This is a genomic window from Rouxiella silvae (assembly GCF_002093625.1).
GTDB lineage: Bacteria > Pseudomonadota > Gammaproteobacteria > Enterobacterales > Enterobacteriaceae > Rouxiella > Rouxiella silvae.
Window position 1 is genome coordinate 48,809 of record NZ_MRWD01000028.1, and the last position, 16,369, is coordinate 65,177.

Below are 16,369 nucleotides of genomic sequence, written 5' to 3' on the forward strand. Positions count from 1 at the left end.
AGGCTCCGGTATTTATTTGCTCAGCTTATGATGTTTGGCGATTGATTAGAAAAATCAAAACGGATTAAAAGCAGCAGGATAGACAACAGGCTAAGGCGAAGTATTAAGGTGAACGACGATGAGAGTATTAATTTGTGCGGGTCGGTTTTATGCTGACACCAATACGCTGACGCGGGTCTTGGATTTATATCACCAGTCCCATCCAATAAAGGTGCTAATTCACGGCGGGCATCAACTATTAGGGGCCAGCATTGAAGGCTGGGCACGCGACGCCGACGTTCACGTCGTGCGATATCCTGCTAACTGGGCAATGCACGGACGACACGCCGAAATCCGCCGCAATCTCTTTATGCTTGACGACTGTAGGCCCGATATCATTTTGGCGCTTACCGGCGGAGATGACACGGCAGAGTGCATCAAACGGGCTACGCGCGTGGGGATAAAAGTCATTGAGGTTGATTTCTAAAAACAGCTCAGCAAGTCGGAATTTATCGCGAAATTGATGGCTGGATGGGATTAATGCGCTAGATTTAAAATCACATTAATTCCCACCTCGCAACGACAAAGGACTGTTATGACCCCTTTTCATTTACGTATCGCTAGGCCTGTTACTGATTTGCAACGAAGTTATGAAATGTATCATCGTGGACTCGGCCTGGAGAAAATTGGGGAATTCAAAGACCATCAATCATTTAGCGGGATCATGATGGGGCATTCGAATTTCGCGTGGCACCTGGAATTCACCGTTTGCCACTCGCACCCAGTAAAACCGCAGCCGTCTGCCGAAGATTTGTTAGTGCTGTATTTGCCAGACGGCGAGGAGTGGCAAAGGATTTGCGATAACGCGGCGGCGGCCGGATTCACCTGTGTGGCTTCTTTTAATCCCTACTGGGATGTGTCCGGCAAGACCTTCAGTGATCGTGATGGCTACCGCGTGGTTTTACAAAATAGGGCCTGGGTGTGAGACATTTTGTGATATATACGACGGTTATTTTTGCCGTGAGACGCTAGTTTGATTCTCACGGCCGAGGAGGAACAAGGGATAAACACGCTATTAAGGAGCCCTTATGAGTAAACAGCAAAACCGCGAAGAAATAGTCAAATGGCTTCGCAATATGGATAGCTTAAAACGCTGGTTTTGTATCATCGGCGTTGTGCTCGCGCTCTGCGCTTTGGTGAACTATTTTCATGCTGAATCTGGCTCTTCTGGACTCATATTACAGCTGCTTCTGGCCGCTGGCTGTATGGGATATTGCCTGTTTCTGTCGCATAAAATCACCCAAATAGAGTCTGACCTGCATCAACATCAATAGCTGGATGCCCCACGTCGCATCACTGTCTCATTCTCTTTACCTAATGCGAAGAGACAAACTCAGAGCCAGCATGAAGCGGCGGCACGGCGAAATTCTCTCGCATGCGGCGGGTTTCTTCAGCCGGCGGCAGTCCAAATAGGCGCTTAAATTCGCGGTTAAACTGCGAGGCGCTTTCATAGCCAACGGTCTGACTGGCAACTGCTGCTGTTATTCCCTCTCTCACCATCAGCAACCGCGCCTGATGCAGCCGCGTCGACTTCACGTACTGCATGGGCGATGTCTGCGTTATCGCCTTGAAATGGCTGTGAAAAGTCGGCACACTCATCCCCGCTTCGCCCGCCAGTTGGTTGAGATTCAGCGCATCCGCATAGGTAGCGTGGATGCGGCGCAGCGCCTTACCAATTTTACCGAACTGACCGTGCATCATTAGTGCCGATCGCATAGCGTGACCCTGAGCACCGGTTAAAACACGAAAGTACAGCTCACGCAGCAACGCTGGCCCGAGTATCGCAGCATCAAGCGGCTTGTTCATGGCTTCTAAAAAGTGAAGTACCGAGGCTTTAATCTCGGCGTCCATCGGGCTGGAAATCATGCTTTCGGGCGGCGAGACGCTGGCAGATTCGCCCATTCGGTCTATTTGAATCAATAATTCGGCCGCCAGTTGAAAATCCAGGTGCAAATAGATGGCCAGTAAAGGCTGATCCGGCGAAGCATCGGTTTCCATGACAAAGGGAACCGGTACCGACACGGCTAAATAGTGCTGCTGGTCATAGACATAAGTCCGGTTACCAAAATACCCCCGCTTACGTCCCTGACAAACAATGATAATGCCCGGGTCATAGAGCACCGGCGTGCGGGCAAGAGGGCGGTCTGCGCGTAAAAAACGCACGCTCGGCAAAGACGTCAGGTTGTATCCCTCCTTTGGCGCGAGGGTGCTCAGCAGTGAAACCATGCGCCGTTGGTCTGAGTCCAAATCATTGGCAGACGTTACAGGATTGTTCATTTGAATGCCACCTCATAGGAATAGGCAATAAAAAGAGAGTTATCGGCCTAAAAACTCACCGATTTAGAGAATAGTATGCCTATGTCTCTTAACAAGCAGGAGTTTTTTTATGTCCACATCAAAAATTATTTTCATCACCGGCGTCAGCAGCGGATTTGGTCGCGCCTTGGCTCAGGAAGCGTTGAACGACGGGCATCGCGTGGTGGGCACTGTGCGTAGCGAATCGGCCAGAAAGGAATTTGAAGCACTCGACCCCGCGCGCGCCTTTGCCCGCATTCTCGATGTGACCGACTTTGCCGCCATCGACAATATTGTCGCCGAGGTTGAGGCCAGCGTCGGCCCCGTTGACGTGCTGGTTAATAACGCCGGGTATGGCCATGAAGGCGTGATGGAGGAGTCTGCGCTGGAAGAAATGAAGCGCCAGTTCGACGTCAACGTGTTTGGCGCGGTGGCGATGATTAAGGCGCTGCTGCCGTTTATGCGCCAACGTCGTCGCGGACATATTCTCAATATCACCTCGATGGGCGGCTTTATTACCATGCCGGGAATTGCCTATTACTGCGGCAGTAAGTTCGCGCTGGAAGGCATCTCCGAGGTTCTGGTTAAAGAACTTAAGCCGTTTAATATTGCTGTCACCGCAGTGGCTCCGGGATCGTTTCGTACCGATTGGGCAGGTCGTTCTATGGTGCGTACGCCAAGAACATTGGCCGATTATGACCCTTTGTTTGACCCTATCCGTCAGGCTCGTGAAGAAAAAAACGGCAAGCAGCTTGGGGACCCTGCAAAAGCGGCACGGGCAATGCTGGCCGTGATTGCTAGCGATACGCCTCCCGCTCATTTACTGTTGGGAAGCGATGCGCTAGGTTTGGTACGCGGAAAGTTACAGGCCTATGCGGCTGAAATTGACGCATGGGAGCACCTGACGCGTTCAACAGACGGTTAGGAAGTCTGTCTCAGCTTCTGCAGGTCGCGAGGATGACTGAAACAGACCTGCGGGTGCGTGGTCTGTAACGTTTCGATGCGCGTATAGCCCCACGCGACGGCTCCAAAGGCAATATTGGCCTCTTCGGCGGCTTTGGCATCGCGCGTTTCATCACCAATATAAATAGCCTCACTTGAGGCTATATTAAGACTCTTGATGATTCTGCTGATTTTCTTCGCCTTGCCAAATATTGAGGCGCCGCAAACAATACGCTCAAAGTCGTTACAAACCTGCGCGCCGAGTACGGTGCGCACTACGGCCTCTGAGTTTGAGCTGGTCAATGCCAGTCGCAATCCATCTGCACGCAGGGCCGTCAGGCTCTCGATAATGCCGGCGAACGGTTGAATAGACGCGGCGTTATTGTTCATCGCATTCCTAAAGTCCAATGTCACCCGAGGCAGCTTCCACAGTGGCAAATTAATGCTGCGTAGGATTTGCTGGGTGCTCATACTCCTTAGAGCATTGACCTCATCGGCGGCGAATTGTTTTAAACCATTACGCTCCGCGATAGCGGGATAATTTTCTGCAAAAACCGGAAAAGTATCGGCGAGGGTTCCATCAAAGTCGAAAATGACCAGCCTATAGCTCATCGAATGCGCGCCTATTTTAGGGTTTTCATCGTTTACGCGTTGTCCACGTGGGTCTCCAACGGAGGGTGAGTTATGCTCCGCGTGGAGCGCCAACAGATGAGCGAGCCAATACTCACCATTGCCGCACCTTGCCAAAAAGACGTGGCTAACGGGGCATTGAGGATTGTCGCTGCCAGAGCGGATGAAAAAATGGGAATGAAGTAAGACGCTGTGGCAAGTATCGCGACGTTGCCGTGCAAAATTCCTATATTCCAGGCGGCATAACCACAGCCGAGCGCCCCTGCCGCCAGCGCCAGGCTGACCAGCGTGTGGGCGCTAAAATTCATCGGCGCCGAAGCCCCAAAGGCATACTTAAGCCACAAAGTGAGGGCGGTTAGAATAAAAAACAGCGTGATACCGTTTTTACCCTCGGCTTTTTTACTGGTCAAAATGCAGTAAAAAGACCAGATAAAGGCACCGGCGAACGCGAGACCGTAGCTAAGTGGATTGGTTTTTACATTTGCCCAGATTGACGTCACGGAAAGCCCGTTATCGCCACTCAGCACCCAACACAGGCCGATAAATGCGAGCAACATCCCCGGGATAATATACAGGCTAGCTTTTTGTTGCTTAAACAGCACAGACATTAAAATCGTCATACTTGGCCACAGATAGTTAACCATGCCGACTTCAATTGCCTGACTGCGGGTGAGGGCAAAGCCGAGTGAAAGCGCCAAGCAGATTTCATAGCTGACAAAAAGCAGGCTGCCGAGGTAAAGATAGGCGCGGGGAAATTTCCGAATATCGGGAAATCCCACCGTAAAGAGCAGCAGCACGGACGCCAGGCTATAAATCATCGCCGCGCCGCCCACCGGGCCTAATCCCTCAGTAACGCTGCGGATCAGGCCTGCAACGGCGCTAAAGAAGCCAATCGCCATCAAACCTACTAATGTTGCTTTCTTTCCTGACATTTTAAAAATCGCAGCCTCAGAGTAAGTGACCCCGTACCTTAGCATTAACCTGCACGCCGAGTGAAATCGCTGTCACTTCTCAACTGAAGGACTTTACTTACTGCTGCCCGCGTTCCTCGCGCAGTGCCGCCAAACTTTTTTGCTGAACACCTTGTTGAAGATTTTTCGGTGCTAGCCATGCCTCAAACGCGTCTTTCACCTGTGGCCATTCGCTGTCGATAATTGAAAACCATGCGGTATCGCGAGTTCTTCCCTTGTAAACGCCGGCCTGCCTAAACTGACCTTCAAAAGTGAAGCCTAAACGCTGTGCGGCGCGACGAGAAGGGGCGTTCAAACTGTCACATTTCCACTCATAGCGGCGATAACCTAAGGTTTCAAAGGCATATTTCATCAGCAAAAAGTGCGCTTCAGTCGCCTGCACGGTGCGCTGGAGAAGTGGAGAAAAAACGACAAATCCCACTTCGATGGCGCCGTTTGGCGCGTCGATACGCATCAGAGCAATCGTGCCCTCAGCCTGGTTGCTGTCGAGATTTATCACCGCGTAATGCATAGGGTCGGCACTTTGGGCCGCAGTTTTTAGATAAGCGCTGTAGTCAGCCTCGCTGTGGAAGGGACCGCAGCTTAGGTAGGTCCAGCCGCGTTGGTCTTCGGCTGTTTTCCAGGCTTGCCAAAGGTCGGCGGTGTGCTGGCTTTCGTTAAGTGGTTCCAGACGGCAGAATCTGCCCTCCATGATAAGGCGTTCAGGCAGCGGGCGTGGCTGCCAGTCGGCTATCGGTAAACCCACGGGTTGGTTAAAACAGTTTTGGATATTGGACATACTTACCTCTCGAGAGCGTTGAAATTGACAGAGACTGTATGACTCAAGTGGCATTATTCAAAGAGCCAGATTTATACAGTTTCAGTAGACCACTATCTCGGCAAGAGGCGTTTATCCCCCATACTGGCTACTCCCGCAGGTGTTGAGTTGGCAGGGCGGTGGTGTACTTCACTTGACTGAGTGCAAAGCTCGACCGAATGCTGGCCACCCCGTCAATTTGCGTCAGGCAGTCCATCATCAAAGCCTGATATTTTTGCAAGTTTTCAACCACGACCCGCAGCATGAAATCGGATTCCCCGGTCATTAAATAACACTCCATCACCTCAGGGCGCTCACTGACCGAATCGGTAAAGCGTTTCAGCGAATCTTTGTCCTGCTGCTTGAGCGAAACATGCACAAAAACGTTGACCGCCAACCCCAAAGCCAAGGGGTCAACCAACATGGCCGATCCGCGAATAATGCCTTTTTCGCGCATGTCAGCCACCCGTCGCCAGCACGGTGAAACCGAAAGCCCGACAATTTCTGCCAGCTCAGCATTGCTGATGTCGGCGTTTTGCTGCAATACGTCAAGAATACGCAGACTGGTTTCATCCAATATTATTTTATCTACAGACATAAATAATCTTAATTCGTCAATTTTTAGGAAAATTTATCCTTAAAATAACACTGGAGGGAAAAATGAGAACAGTTTTTTTTCACGCCGTTCAATAAAATAATTCATCGACTACTTTTATCCCGAGAGCGCGCCATGAGTACGTTAAACAACGAACCTGTTAACAATGCGGTGGGTCACCCCACGCGGCCTGCAACCCTGGTCTGGCTGTTAGTGATGGTAGTGCTTTGGGGGCTGAGCTGGCCTGCGACTAAGCTGGCGCTAAACGTTGTGCCACCGCTCTGGTTGGCGGCGATACGTTTTGGCTCTGCCGGGCTGTGCCTGTTTCTGTTTGTCGCCGCTCGCGGAAAACTGCGCTTTCCTTCGCGCGCCGACTGGCCGGTAGTTGCCAGCGTGGGCGTGTTGCAGATGATGGTTTTTACCGGTTTGGGCATGATTGCGATGCAGCACACGGATACCAGTCATGCGGTGCTGCTGGCATACACGACACCGCTGTGGGGGATCCTGACCTCATGGCTGTTGATGCGTAACGCCCCGTCGAAATTACAGATTATTGCCTTGATTACCGGGCTGATAGGTATCGCGATGATTTGTTCCCCTGCCGAGATGGACTGGAGCAAACCGGGCGTAATGATAGGCTGTAGTTTATTGATTATTGGCGCAATTTCGTGGTCGCTGGTTATCGTTCATGTGCGCCATCATCAGTGGACAGATACGCCACTGTCGCTGGCACCGTGGCAGATGCTGATCGCGACCGTTCCGCTCACGCTGTTTGCGGCAGTGATTGACGGCTCTCCCTCCGCCATTGTGCTCACACCACATCTGCTTTGGCTGCTGTTTTTTATTGGCCCGGTGGCGACCTCTGTGTGCTTTGTGATATCAACCGAACACGGCAGGCGGATTAGCGTGTTTGCTATGTCAAACTTCACGCTCGGCGTGCCACTAATCGGGGCCGCTGCCTCAGTGGCTATTCTCGGCAGTCATCTCTCTTCACTGTTTATTGGCGGGCTGGTGCTGGTATTTTTAGGCGTCTCAATGACTGCACTTTCCGGCAAGAAGAAAACCTGAGGTGTGCGGGGGGGCGTTAACGATTTTAGGTTTACTGAGCGGTGTAGGGGGAGACTTGCTCCATTTTCAACCATACTGCTGCTGGTGGGCTTTCTTGCGTTTAAGGTAGTCGGCGTCTGCGCGCAGCTGGTCCCAGTAGCCTTTGAATATTGCCGCCGAGGCGGCTTTTTCATCATCAATATTGCGCGGATTGACGGTTTTGTCCTCGGCATATTTGCGACCACCGGGATAATTTGCATAGCGGCGAGCGCGGGTGTAGCCCATTTGAATGAATTTTCGCGCCATATCCATTCCAACAAAATCATCATTCTGCCGATAGTTTTCAAACAGCGCCATAATGGCCAGCGCAGAGGTTTTTGCAATTTTGGGCGTTTTAAATCGCCAATGCGGCAAAATTTCTGACTTATAGGGTTCAACCATCAATACTCCCTGTTCGCCGCGACCCACTTGATAAAGCTCAGGATGCTGTCGAAAATTGATATGTGTAAAATCTTGCTGATAGTTAAACGCTTTCATCATCACTCCCTTGATAAAGGTGCCGCTCTCTTGACGAAAAAAACCCGTCGGCGAACGGCTGATATCAGGTCAGTGTAGTCGAACGTGCCGTAAATTTTTTTCGCTCAGAAAAGATCACCCTTTATTTATCTTTACCGCGCTGTGGCACGTCGTCTGAAAATCGTGCGCTGATGGCATCGCGTTCATAACCCTGAGGTTCGGTCAGAATATGATACAACTCCGGGCGTCGGCCATGAGTCCAGCGGCGTCCAGTACTCATGGCGAGCAAGGAAAGGTCGAGTTCGGCGCTGACCATAGCATCTGCTGCGGCCCACGTTTCCTCAATAATACGTCCATAAGGGTCAAGGATCATCGCATTGCCGGTGCGCACTTCGTCGTCATCCGCACCGATGCCGTTGCTAAATAAAATAAACAGGCCGTTGTCATGGGCGCGAGCAGGCAGCCAGCGTAGCAGCCATTCACGACCGTTTATGCCCCTTATCGCCGCCGTCATTTCCTGCTTGCGGGTTGCCCGCTGTTCCCATAAGTCTAACGCTATCGGCTTCATGCCGAAGGGGCTGCGTGAGTTTGTACCGCCGGTCTGATGAGGGGCCAACAGAATATCGGCCCCAAGCAAGGCAGTGGCACGGACGTTTTCTACCAGATTATTATCCCAGCAGATGAGGATCCCCACTTTAACGCCCCAAGGTGTATCAAAAACGGTGAAATTATCGCCGCTGCTGATTGCCGTGTGCTCAAACGCGTGAAGTTTGCGGTGAATGTGCACGCTACCGTCCGGCATGCAGGCGGCGTAGGCGTTATAAAGACGGCCATCCTGCGCGCGTTCAATGAATCCAGCCCCAATCAGCATCTGATGTTTTTCTGCCAGAGAACGAATCAACGCCAGTGAAGGACTGGTGGCAACGGATTCAGCCAGCGCTTCAACCTGCGCCGAATTCAGTTTAGGGACGTGCCAATAGCCGGTAATACACATTTCGGGGAAGGCAAGTATTTGTACCTGCTGCACGCAAGCCTGCTCAATGAATTTCTCCATCATCAGAAGATTATATTTCTTGTTACCGGCCTGATGCTGAAACTGTACCACTGCGGATTTTAAAAAGGCTGTATCGGCCATGACGGTTCTCCAAAGGTGCTCGGGGTTGTTAATCATGTTGGTATTACAGCAAGGTGGCTGATAACTTTATAATCAAATTTTTTCTCAATCTGATAACCAATTGGAATGCAAAATGAACCTACGTTTGCTTAAGGCCTTCATGACACTGGCAGAGAAGGGCAATTATGCCGAAACGGCGCTTGCGCTCGCAGTTTCACAACCGGCGCTGACCAAACAGATCAATCTTCTTGAATCGACGTTAAATGTGGCTCTTTTTTCCCGAGGTCGACACGGCACTACGCTGACTGCTGCGGGTAAGCGTTTACTGCCTGAGGCGGAAAAAGTCATCAAACAGGCGACAGTATTCCTTCAGCATGCGGCTCAGGTTGCTAAGGGCGGTGAAGGGCTTATTGCGGTCGGTTTTGGGCTATCAAGTTTCTATTTCGCGCCGCAATGCATCGCGCAATTTCGCAACCGATATCCGGGCGTGGACGTATCCCTGGAGGATCTTCCCTCGGATCAGCAGTGTGAGATGTTGCAAAGCGCAGATCTTCAGGTGGGATTTGTTCGCGTTCCGGCTCAAGCGCCACTCGAATCTCACCGGTTATTCGAGGACCGGCTGGTGCTAGTGACGCCAGAAAATAGCCGGCGGGATGTTCAAGAATGGCTAAATGCACTGCCTTTATTACGGCTTTATCACCCACGTGGCCGCGGACTGAATGCGCAAATCGACCAATTTTTGCAGCAGAACGCGTTTGCTATCTCTACGACGCAGCAGGTTGAAGATATACAAACCATTGTTGCACTGGTCTTGGCGGGAATTGGCGTTGCACTTTTGCCGCAAAGCGTGGTGCATATTGCTCCACCGGGGCTGCACGTTATGGCACTCACGGGAGAGGCCGTTCAGTGGCAGATAGGTATTGCGTGGGATCCGCGGATCAATGATACCGCCCGCGATAACTTTATCGCGATGGTGAAGCAGGGGTAACCCTGCAAGAAAACGGCGTCGTCCCTTAAATCAATCTTAATCTGCCATCCAAATCGATTTTATGTGATCTGTATACAATTTCCACAGACTGATCGTTTTCTAAAACTGCGCCTATGATATCTTGCTCATGTGTTAATTATATATTGCTCACATGAGCAAAATCATAAAGCCAGCGTTTGGAGATGAACAGTGAAAGCATTCGAGCTCAACGTCGCTGACGGTTTACCGTTTGAGAGCTATGAGGACGTGTTCAAATACCTGCATGAAAAACTCACCGCGGCGGGGATCGTTAAAGAAAGTTATCTGGAAGCGCTGATTGCCAGAGAGCGTGAGTATCCCACCGGAATTGAATTGGACGGGTACGCCGTGGCTATTCCGCACTGTGACACTGAACATGCGCTTAAGCCTGCAATTTATATTTTGCGCACGCCACGGCCTATTTTAGTCAATCAGGCGGATGGAGATAACCAACTGGAAACGCAGCTGATTATTAATTTGGTCGTCACCAGCCCCCTTGATCAGCTCCAGTTATTAAAATCTTTGTTTAGCCATCTTCAGGATAAAGACTTTTATAAAAAATTATTAGAACTCCCTGCAGAAGAGGCAAAAAGCCTTTTCAATTCTACAGTCGTTGCATAAAAAAAACCGGAGTAGATATGATTCATATTCTTGTTGCCTGCGGAAGTGGTGTTGCCACTTCAACACTCGCTGCTGATGAAGTTAAATCAGTCTGCGAGGAGTATGGGATTACTCGCTATAAAATTAAAAAATGCAGCATGAGCGAATTGATAAGTGAAATTGGCGATGCTGACATTGTGCTTACGACCAATAATTATAAAGGCGAGATAGATAAACCTTACATGAACATCATGGGCTTTGTTACAGGGATTAATGAAGATGTATTAAGGAAAAAGTTAGGTGTCGTTTTACAGCAGCTTGCTAATAAAGAGTAGGGCACATAAATGGACTCCATAATTAATATTATCCATACAATTTTTAACTTGGGCGCATCCGCGATTCTTCCTATTGTTATTGCCCTGCTGGGGATATTTTTCAGGATGAAGGTCTCCGAGGCAATAAAGTCAGGGCTGATGGTCGGCGTCGGCTTTATTGGCCTAACGCTGGTGGTGAAATTGCTTTCCAGCTCACTGGAACCAGCCGTTAGCCATTATGCTAAGCTTGGGTCGGGTTATACTATTCTCGATGTAGGGTGGCCAGCCGTGGGGGCGGCCTCATGGGTTGCACCGTTTGCGGCGTTGGCGATTCCGCTGGGGTTGGCGATTAATCTCCTGCTGGTGAGACTCAAACTCACCAAAACAATGAATGTCGATATTTGGAACTATATGCACTTCCTGATCCCAGGAGCCTTGGCCTACTTCCTTTTTGGCAGTTTCTGGCTCGGTCTGGGTATCACACTCGTCATGTCAGTTATCGCATTATTTATCGGGGATCTTATTGCTAAACGCTGGCAGGACTATTTTGGTCTTGAAGGCACAACCTGTACCACTATTATCTATTCTGGCTGGGGAATACCCATTGCCATGTTGGTCAATAAAATCATCGATTTTATTCCTGGGCTCAACAAGATGGATATCAGCCTTGAAACGGCCAACCGGCGTCTGGGCGTGTTGGGCACGCCTATTATTATTGGCTTTTTAGTCGGTATTTTACTTGCTGCGCTAACGCGTCAAGACCTTACTGTCACTATCAATATGGCGATGGGTATCGCTGCTGTGATGGTGTTAATGCCCAAAGTGGTCAGCGTGCTGATGGACGGCCTTTCACCCATAGGTAAGGCGGCTAAAAACTTCATGACCAAACGGATGGGGCCTGGCTCGGAATTAAATATTGGTATGGATATCGCGCTGGGTTTAGGTGATGCCACGACCATCACGACCACGGTTATTTCCATTCCTCTGGTTATATTATGTGCGCTGATACTGCCGGGGATCCAGTTTTTCCCCGTAGGACTGTTAATGTCGGTCTGCTATATCTCGGTAGGTTGTACGATGGCAAGTAAAGGGAATTTGCTGCGATCCATTATTTCGACAGTCGTATTTTGTGTCATTACCTTGTATCTCGCGGCCTATGTTGCACCGGGTGCCACAAAAATGCTTAACAGTGCCGGCGTCAATATCTCGGGTCAGGGTACGGATGTAACATTCTCCGAAATATGGAACGTTGTTATTTATTGGATTTATAGCCTCGTACATTAATGTTTATTATTTTCTGAGGTATGAAAATGGCTGAAATACTTCCTTCAATTTTTGGTGCCAATCTGATGGCGTTAAAAAACGAGATAACTTTTCTGGAGGCACAGGGATTTAGGACTCTGCATCTGGATATGATGGATGGTAGCCTGGTGCCTAATATTGCGTTTGGCCCCGATCACGTTAGCGTAATTAAAAAAAATACTGCCATGAAGGTGGATGTACATCTCATGGTGTCGGCGCCCGAAAAAATAATTGATAAAGTGATTGCTGCTGGCGTCGACATGATTTCAATTCATTATGAAGCGACAATTCATCATATCGACATTTTGCAGAGAATACGCAAGGCCGGAATTAAGGCCGGTATTGTTTACAATCCCTCAACGCCACTGTCGAGTCTGAAATATTTATTGGGTTATGTCGACTACGTATTGCTTATGTCAATCAATCCGGGCCATTGGGGCCAACGTTTTCTTGAGCTCACTTTTGAAAGGGTGCAGGAGGTTCGCGATATTATTGGAAATAAAAATATCGCAATTGAAATTGACGGAGGCGTTAACGCAGAAATAGCCACCAGACTGAGAGAGGCCGGCGTCTCACTTATTGTGGTTGGGGGGGATCTTTTTAATGGCGATAAAATGGAAAATGCTGCGCGCCTTAATGCAGCGATTGCCGAATAGAGACGTATCCTTTAATTAGTTAATTTCAAGAGGCTATTATGAAAGCGGTAAACTTTTACGGTGCTCGGGATTTACGTCTGGAAGAAATTCCAGAACCTAAAATCAAAGGCGATACGGACGTTATTGTTCAGGTTAAAGCGGCCGGAGTGTGCGGTTCTGATACCTCGAAATATGCTAAATTCGGGCCGCATACGGTGGGGATGACGTTGGGGCACGAATTTGCGGGCGTTGTTGTTGAAGTGGGGCGCGGTGTGAAGAACCTCGCACTCGGCGATCGCGTTACCGGTTGTCCTGCTTTGTTTGACGGCGAGGACTACTTTTATCTCAAAGGGGAGTTTGCCCGCAGCGATAATCTTCATGCGATGAGCGCCAAAGTTCCCGGTTGTTTCGCTGATTTCGTGAACATGCCGGCGCAGAACCTGGTGAAAATCCCTGATTCTCTGGATTACCAAAGTGCGTCAATGATAGAGCCTTCAACCGTGGTGTTGCATGGTTTTTATCGGACCTCTTTTACCGTAGGCGATGACGTGGTTATTGTGGGCGCGGGCGGCAGTATCGGCCTACTTTGTATTCAGTGGGCTCGCGTTTGGGGGGCGCGACATATAATCGCGATAGACGTTGATGACCGTAAGCTGGAGATGTGCATTCAGAACGGCGCCGATAAAACTATCAATGCGGCCAAAGAAAATGTGCTTGAGGTGTTGGCTGAATACACCCACGGCTTAAATGCCGATCTGGTGATTGAAGCTGCCGGAAGTGCTATCACCGCCTCACAGGTGTTTGCCTATGCCAAAAAGGGCGGTGAGGTCCTGTTATTGGGCATTCCCTATGCCGATGTTCACGTTGAACGGTTCTACTTTGAGAAAATTATGCGCAGTGAGCTGAAAGTTTTAGGCTCGTGGAGCTGTGTATCGGCCCCGTTCCCCGGTAAAGAATGGCAGAACAGCGTACATTTTTTCAATAAAAAAGCGATACGCCCGGAGCTCATCATCACGCATCGGCTGCCGCTTGTTAAGGCGCCTGATATCTTCAATGCTATCGTTGATCGCACTGAGCTGGTCGGCAAAGCGCTGTTGCTCCCGGAACTCTAACTGCCATTACTCATAAAGCATGAAAACTGATACTCTCGCAGGCATAGGGAGTATCAGCGCTCATCGGTGAGTGGTGAGTATACGATGTTTAGAGAGCAGGTATTAGTGGATGAAAAAAGCAGTGGCGGAAAATAACAGTAAAAAATGGCTTTCTGATAATCCAAAATATATTTATTCATTTGTGGCAAAAAAATACTTCTCTGAAATGAAGACAAAAAGTGAAATAGCCGATGAAATGGGTATCTCACGATTTAAAGTTGCCCGCCTGATTGCCGAGGCGATTGAAAATGAATACGTAAAATTTGTATTCCCCAAGCAGCAAGCACTTGATGAAGAGCTGGCTCAGAATATCTGTAATAAGTACTCACTTAAAGATGCTGTCGTTCTGTCAATGATTGATTCGTACGGCGACAGGCAACTGCTTACCGATAAACTGGGTATCGTTACCGCTAATTACCTCAGCGATCATCTCAAGCAGGATATGAAAGTGGGCATCGCTTGGGGGCGCGTATTATCAAGCACTGTCAGTACCCTGCGTGAACTTCCGCCACTGCACGTTGTTCAACTTGCCGGTGTTCATCCCAAGATAGAGTTTAGCCAGAGCCCTATTGATTTAATTCATAAAATTGCATCAATAAGCAACGGTAAGGCTTACCCAATCTATTTACCGATGTGGGTCGATGACGAGAATGTCGCCAGGCAAATCGCCAATGACGAGTTTGTAGCTGAAGCTCGCCGGTTTTATACCAATCTTGACGTCATTATCACCGGCATTGGTGCCTGGAAGTCAGGCTCGTCGAGCCTGTTTAACATCTTCCCTGATGAGTGGCGTGAAGGCCTTTTGGCTCATGACGTATGTGCTGATATATGTACTACGTTCATCGACTCAAAGGGCAAGGTTATTGAAAGCCCGATAGACAAGCTCGGGTTTGGAATTAGTCATGAGCAGATAAACAAAACCAAAAATGTTATTGGCGTGGCGGGCGGTGAAGATAAGTATGAAGCCGTACTGGCATCGCTGCGTTCCGGGATCCTCGATACATTAATCACGGATTTTGACACCGCGGTTAAATTAATGGACGAGAACTGATTTTATTTTCTTCATTACGTAAGGTAACACCATGAGTATACGTCAATTAACGCAGCAAATTCTGTCTGAGTTAACGCACAACTCTCAGTATATTGATGATGCGGAATTGGAAAGTCTTGTCACGGTCATACGCCAGGCAAATCACATTTTTCTTGCTGGCGCAGGGCGAAGTGGCATCGGAATTCGCGGGCTGGCTAATCGGTTGATGCATCTGGGCTTTGACGTTAGCCTGGTCGGAGAGATAAGTTCGCCCCATACCAAAGCAGGAGATTTGCTGATTGTTGCATCGGGATCGGGTGAAACGGGCAGTCTGGTGTCTTTGGCCAATAAGGCGAAATTGGCAAAGGTAAATATTGCCACGGTGACCATGGATAGAGAATCGTCAATCGCAAGACTGGCTAACGTGGTGGTGATGTTGCCTGGTGTTTCTCCAAAACTTAAAAATCAGGGCATCAACATTACGTCGATTCAGCCGATGGGATCGGCCTTTGAACAGCTCTGTTTTCTGGTTTATGACGCCGTAGTGCTATCGCTAATGGCGGAGATGAGTGAAACCTCAGAAAGTATGTTTACCCGACATGCCGATTTAGAATAAAAAAAAGCCCTGACTGTAGAAGCCAGGGCTTTTAGGTTACTTCTAACTTAAGATTAAACATTAATAAACTTAATAACTTGGTACATTATTGATACTGCTTCAAATGTACATGTTTGAATGACTATCCAACATGCTCATTCCCCGCGCGATATATACTTTTTGATGCGTAGCTTTACTTTCATTGCGATGTTGTTAAAAGTCTTACTGGAAGACATTATCGCAACTATACACTGTTGAAACATAGCCTTACATCATCGCGTTTTGTTCCACACCCTGCGATTGTGATTACTGACTGCGTGGCCTGAGTACATGGTCGGGTAAGAATATTGTTATCCTTCGCCTCGACATTCCCAAAAAACACACTTCGTGGCCTTTATCGCAATATATAAAACGGTGAAACTACCTCCTTATTTTTTATTGCATAAGAAAAATTTCACATCAACGGTTAGCTATTTATCGCTGCCGTTGAAATCCACTCTACGGGTATTTCAAACAGAGTCAATACTGTTTTTAATGCCATGCTTTTATAAACATGTTTTTATTATCAGTGGTCGCCTATTTCTACCGTCTTCAGCGCGGGTGCGGTACTGCTTTGTTGGGTCCACGAGGGTTTGACTTTAGTCCTGGAAGGAGAGATTTGCGATGCATTGAGAAGTGTGAAGTGTCGTGGGGCGTCATTTTTGTATGCGAAGAAGGCAACGCATAAGCGCGGCTTTTGTTTTGTATGAAAAACGACGGGCAGTTTAGCACGAATGCATTATCTATATATC

General features: G+C 48.9%; 20 protein-coding genes. 13 read left to right on the forward strand and 7 right to left on the reverse strand.

Annotated features, from left to right (window positions below):
• The first annotated feature begins 118 nt into the window (after positions 1-118).
• The 3 genes from BS639_RS12915 to BS639_RS12925 all read left to right on the forward strand — a co-directional run bounded on the left by BS639_RS12915 (position 119) and on the right by BS639_RS12925 (position 1,313).
• A complete protein-coding gene (locus BS639_RS12915) occupies positions 119-466 on the forward strand; it encodes a DUF2493 domain-containing protein (protein ID WP_055770842.1) in 348 nt (115 codons plus the stop codon).
• A gap of 108 nt (positions 467-574) precedes the next feature.
• The gene (locus BS639_RS12920) at positions 575-964 is read left to right on the forward strand and encodes a VOC family protein (protein ID WP_055770846.1); all 390 of its coding nucleotides are present in this window, start codon (positions 575-577) and stop codon (positions 962-964) included.
• Positions 965-1,067: 103 nt separating this feature from the next.
• Positions 1,068-1,313 carry a hypothetical protein gene (locus BS639_RS12925; protein WP_084983263.1) on the forward strand — a complete coding sequence of 82 codons (246 nt, stop codon included), beginning with the start codon at positions 1,068-1,070 and terminating at the stop codon, positions 1,311-1,313.
• Between the two features lie 40 nt (positions 1,314-1,353).
• Here the strand turns inward: BS639_RS12925 and BS639_RS12930 are convergent, their stop codons facing one another.
• Positions 1,354-2,265, reverse strand: a complete 912-nt coding sequence (locus BS639_RS12930) for an AraC family transcriptional regulator (RefSeq protein ID WP_084983276.1) — start codon at positions 2,263-2,265, stop codon at positions 1,354-1,356.
• Positions 2,266-2,425: 160 nt separating this feature from the next.
• Here BS639_RS12930 and BS639_RS12935 point away from each other — a divergent pair, with 160 nt between their 5' ends.
• Entirely contained in the window at positions 2,426-3,259 is an 834-nt protein-coding gene (locus BS639_RS12935; RefSeq protein WP_084983264.1) for an oxidoreductase, read from the forward strand.
• Here BS639_RS12935 and BS639_RS12940 read toward each other — a convergent pair.
• The 4 genes from BS639_RS12940 to BS639_RS12955 all read right to left on the reverse strand — a co-directional run bounded on the left by BS639_RS12940 (position 3,256) and on the right by BS639_RS12955 (position 6,271).
• Positions 3,256-3,888 (reverse strand): HAD hydrolase-like protein, encoded by a 633-nt coding sequence (locus BS639_RS12940; protein WP_084983265.1) that lies wholly within the window; start codon positions 3,886-3,888, stop codon positions 3,256-3,258. The genes BS639_RS12935 and BS639_RS12940 overlap by 4 nt on opposite strands.
• A 32-nt stretch (positions 3,889-3,920) precedes the next feature.
• On the reverse strand, positions 3,921-4,838 hold the full coding sequence (gene yddG / locus BS639_RS12945) for an aromatic amino acid DMT transporter YddG (RefSeq protein WP_084983266.1): 918 nt from the start codon (positions 4,836-4,838) through the stop codon (positions 3,921-3,923).
• A gap of 97 nt (positions 4,839-4,935) precedes the next feature.
• Positions 4,936-5,655: a GNAT family N-acetyltransferase gene (locus tag BS639_RS12950; protein WP_084983267.1), complete on the reverse strand. Its 720-nt coding sequence runs from the start codon at positions 5,653-5,655 to the stop codon at positions 4,936-4,938.
• Between the two features lie 127 nt (positions 5,656-5,782).
• Positions 5,783-6,271 carry an Lrp/AsnC family transcriptional regulator gene (locus BS639_RS12955; protein ID WP_055770863.1) on the reverse strand — a complete coding sequence of 163 codons (489 nt, stop codon included), beginning with the start codon at positions 6,269-6,271 and terminating at the stop codon, positions 5,783-5,785.
• 132 nt (positions 6,272-6,403) lie between these two features.
• On the opposite strand from BS639_RS12955, the gene BS639_RS12960 reads away from it, so the two are divergent.
• Complete coding sequence (locus BS639_RS12960) at positions 6,404-7,336, forward strand: DMT family transporter (RefSeq protein WP_084983268.1); 933 nt, start codon at positions 6,404-6,406, stop codon at positions 7,334-7,336.
• A gap of 66 nt (positions 7,337-7,402) precedes the next feature.
• Here BS639_RS12960 and BS639_RS12965 read toward each other — a convergent pair whose 3' ends face one another.
• Positions 7,403-7,852, reverse strand: coding sequence for a DUF4385 domain-containing protein (locus BS639_RS12965; protein ID WP_084983269.1), 450 nt, complete (start codon positions 7,850-7,852; stop codon positions 7,403-7,405).
• A 121-nt stretch (positions 7,853-7,973) separates the two neighbouring features.
• Positions 7,974-8,966 carry a nitrilase family protein gene (locus BS639_RS12970; protein WP_084983270.1) on the reverse strand — a complete coding sequence of 331 codons (993 nt, stop codon included), beginning with the start codon at positions 8,964-8,966 and terminating at the stop codon, positions 7,974-7,976.
• 112 nt (positions 8,967-9,078) lie between these two features.
• Between BS639_RS12970 and BS639_RS12975 the strand changes: the two genes are divergently transcribed.
• The 8 genes from BS639_RS12975 to hxlB all read left to right on the forward strand — a co-directional run bounded on the left by BS639_RS12975 (position 9,079) and on the right by hxlB (position 15,599).
• Entirely contained in the window at positions 9,079-9,933 is an 855-nt protein-coding gene (locus BS639_RS12975) for a LysR family transcriptional regulator (protein ID WP_084983271.1), read from the forward strand.
• Between the two features lie 189 nt (positions 9,934-10,122).
• Positions 10,123-10,572, forward strand: coding sequence for a PTS galactitol transporter subunit IIA (gatA, locus tag BS639_RS12980; protein ID WP_055770880.1), 450 nt, complete (start codon positions 10,123-10,125; stop codon positions 10,570-10,572).
• Between the two features lie 17 nt (positions 10,573-10,589).
• On the forward strand, positions 10,590-10,886 hold the full coding sequence (locus BS639_RS12985) for a PTS sugar transporter subunit IIB (RefSeq protein WP_055770883.1): 297 nt from the start codon (positions 10,590-10,592) through the stop codon (positions 10,884-10,886).
• A gap of 9 nt (positions 10,887-10,895) precedes the next feature.
• Complete coding sequence (locus tag BS639_RS12990; protein ID WP_055770886.1) at positions 10,896-12,149, forward strand: PTS transporter subunit IIC; 1,254 nt, start codon at positions 10,896-10,898, stop codon at positions 12,147-12,149.
• A gap of 26 nt (positions 12,150-12,175) precedes the next feature.
• Entirely contained in the window at positions 12,176-12,823 is a 648-nt protein-coding gene (gene rpe / locus BS639_RS12995) for a ribulose-phosphate 3-epimerase (protein ID WP_084983272.1), read from the forward strand.
• Between the two features lie 38 nt (positions 12,824-12,861).
• Positions 12,862-13,914 (forward strand): galactitol-1-phosphate 5-dehydrogenase, encoded by a 1,053-nt coding sequence (locus tag BS639_RS13000; protein ID WP_084983273.1) that lies wholly within the window; start codon positions 12,862-12,864, stop codon positions 13,912-13,914.
• Between the two features lie 109 nt (positions 13,915-14,023).
• The gene (locus BS639_RS13005; RefSeq protein ID WP_084983274.1) at positions 14,024-15,004 is read left to right on the forward strand and encodes a sugar-binding transcriptional regulator; all 981 of its coding nucleotides are present in this window, start codon (positions 14,024-14,026) and stop codon (positions 15,002-15,004) included.
• A 31-nt stretch (positions 15,005-15,035) separates the two neighbouring features.
• A complete protein-coding gene (hxlB, locus tag BS639_RS13010; RefSeq protein WP_055770898.1) occupies positions 15,036-15,599 on the forward strand; it encodes a 6-phospho-3-hexuloisomerase in 564 nt (187 codons plus the stop codon).
• Positions 15,600-16,369 lie beyond the last annotated feature (770 nt).

What these genes read in the sequence shown, in the direction of transcription:
- BS639_RS12975 (WP_084983271.1), top strand. Translation starts at nt 9,079, where the DNA reads ATGAACCTACGTTTGCTTAAGGCCTTCATGACACTGGCAGAGAAGGGC.
- BS639_RS12935 (WP_084983264.1), top strand. Translation starts at nt 2,426, where the DNA reads ATGTCCACATCAAAAATTATTTTCATCACCGGCGTCAGCAGCGGATTT.
- BS639_RS12965 (WP_084983269.1), bottom strand. Translation starts at nt 7,852, where the DNA reads ATGAAAGCGTTTAACTATCAGCAAGATTTTACACATATCAATTTTCGA.
- hxlB (WP_055770898.1), top strand. Translation starts at nt 15,036, where the DNA reads ATGAGTATACGTCAATTAACGCAGCAAATTCTGTCTGAGTTAACGCAC.
- BS639_RS12970 (WP_084983270.1), bottom strand. Translation starts at nt 8,966, where the DNA reads ATGGCCGATACAGCCTTTTTAAAATCCGCAGTGGTACAGTTTCAGCAT.
- BS639_RS13005 (WP_084983274.1), top strand. Translation starts at nt 14,024, where the DNA reads ATGAAAAAAGCAGTGGCGGAAAATAACAGTAAAAAATGGCTTTCTGAT.
- BS639_RS12960 (WP_084983268.1), top strand. Translation starts at nt 6,404, where the DNA reads ATGAGTACGTTAAACAACGAACCTGTTAACAATGCGGTGGGTCACCCC.
- BS639_RS12925 (WP_084983263.1), top strand. Translation starts at nt 1,068, where the DNA reads ATGAGTAAACAGCAAAACCGCGAAGAAATAGTCAAATGGCTTCGCAAT.
- BS639_RS12940 (WP_084983265.1), bottom strand. Translation starts at nt 3,888, where the DNA reads ATGAGCTATAGGCTGGTCATTTTCGACTTTGATGGAACCCTCGCCGAT.
- BS639_RS12950 (WP_084983267.1), bottom strand. Translation starts at nt 5,655, where the DNA reads ATGTCCAATATCCAAAACTGTTTTAACCAACCCGTGGGTTTACCGATA.
- yddG (WP_084983266.1), bottom strand. Translation starts at nt 4,838, where the DNA reads ATGTCAGGAAAGAAAGCAACATTAGTAGGTTTGATGGCGATTGGCTTC.
- BS639_RS13000 (WP_084983273.1), top strand. Translation starts at nt 12,862, where the DNA reads ATGAAAGCGGTAAACTTTTACGGTGCTCGGGATTTACGTCTGGAAGAA.
- BS639_RS12915 (WP_055770842.1), top strand. Translation starts at nt 119, where the DNA reads ATGAGAGTATTAATTTGTGCGGGTCGGTTTTATGCTGACACCAATACG.
- BS639_RS12955 (WP_055770863.1), bottom strand. Translation starts at nt 6,271, where the DNA reads ATGTCTGTAGATAAAATAATATTGGATGAAACCAGTCTGCGTATTCTT.
- BS639_RS12985 (WP_055770883.1), top strand. Translation starts at nt 10,590, where the DNA reads ATGATTCATATTCTTGTTGCCTGCGGAAGTGGTGTTGCCACTTCAACA.
- BS639_RS12920 (WP_055770846.1), top strand. Translation starts at nt 575, where the DNA reads ATGACCCCTTTTCATTTACGTATCGCTAGGCCTGTTACTGATTTGCAA.
- BS639_RS12990 (WP_055770886.1), top strand. Translation starts at nt 10,896, where the DNA reads ATGGACTCCATAATTAATATTATCCATACAATTTTTAACTTGGGCGCA.
- rpe (WP_084983272.1), top strand. Translation starts at nt 12,176, where the DNA reads ATGGCTGAAATACTTCCTTCAATTTTTGGTGCCAATCTGATGGCGTTA.
- BS639_RS12930 (WP_084983276.1), bottom strand. Translation starts at nt 2,265, where the DNA reads ATGGTTTCACTGCTGAGCACCCTCGCGCCAAAGGAGGGATACAACCTG.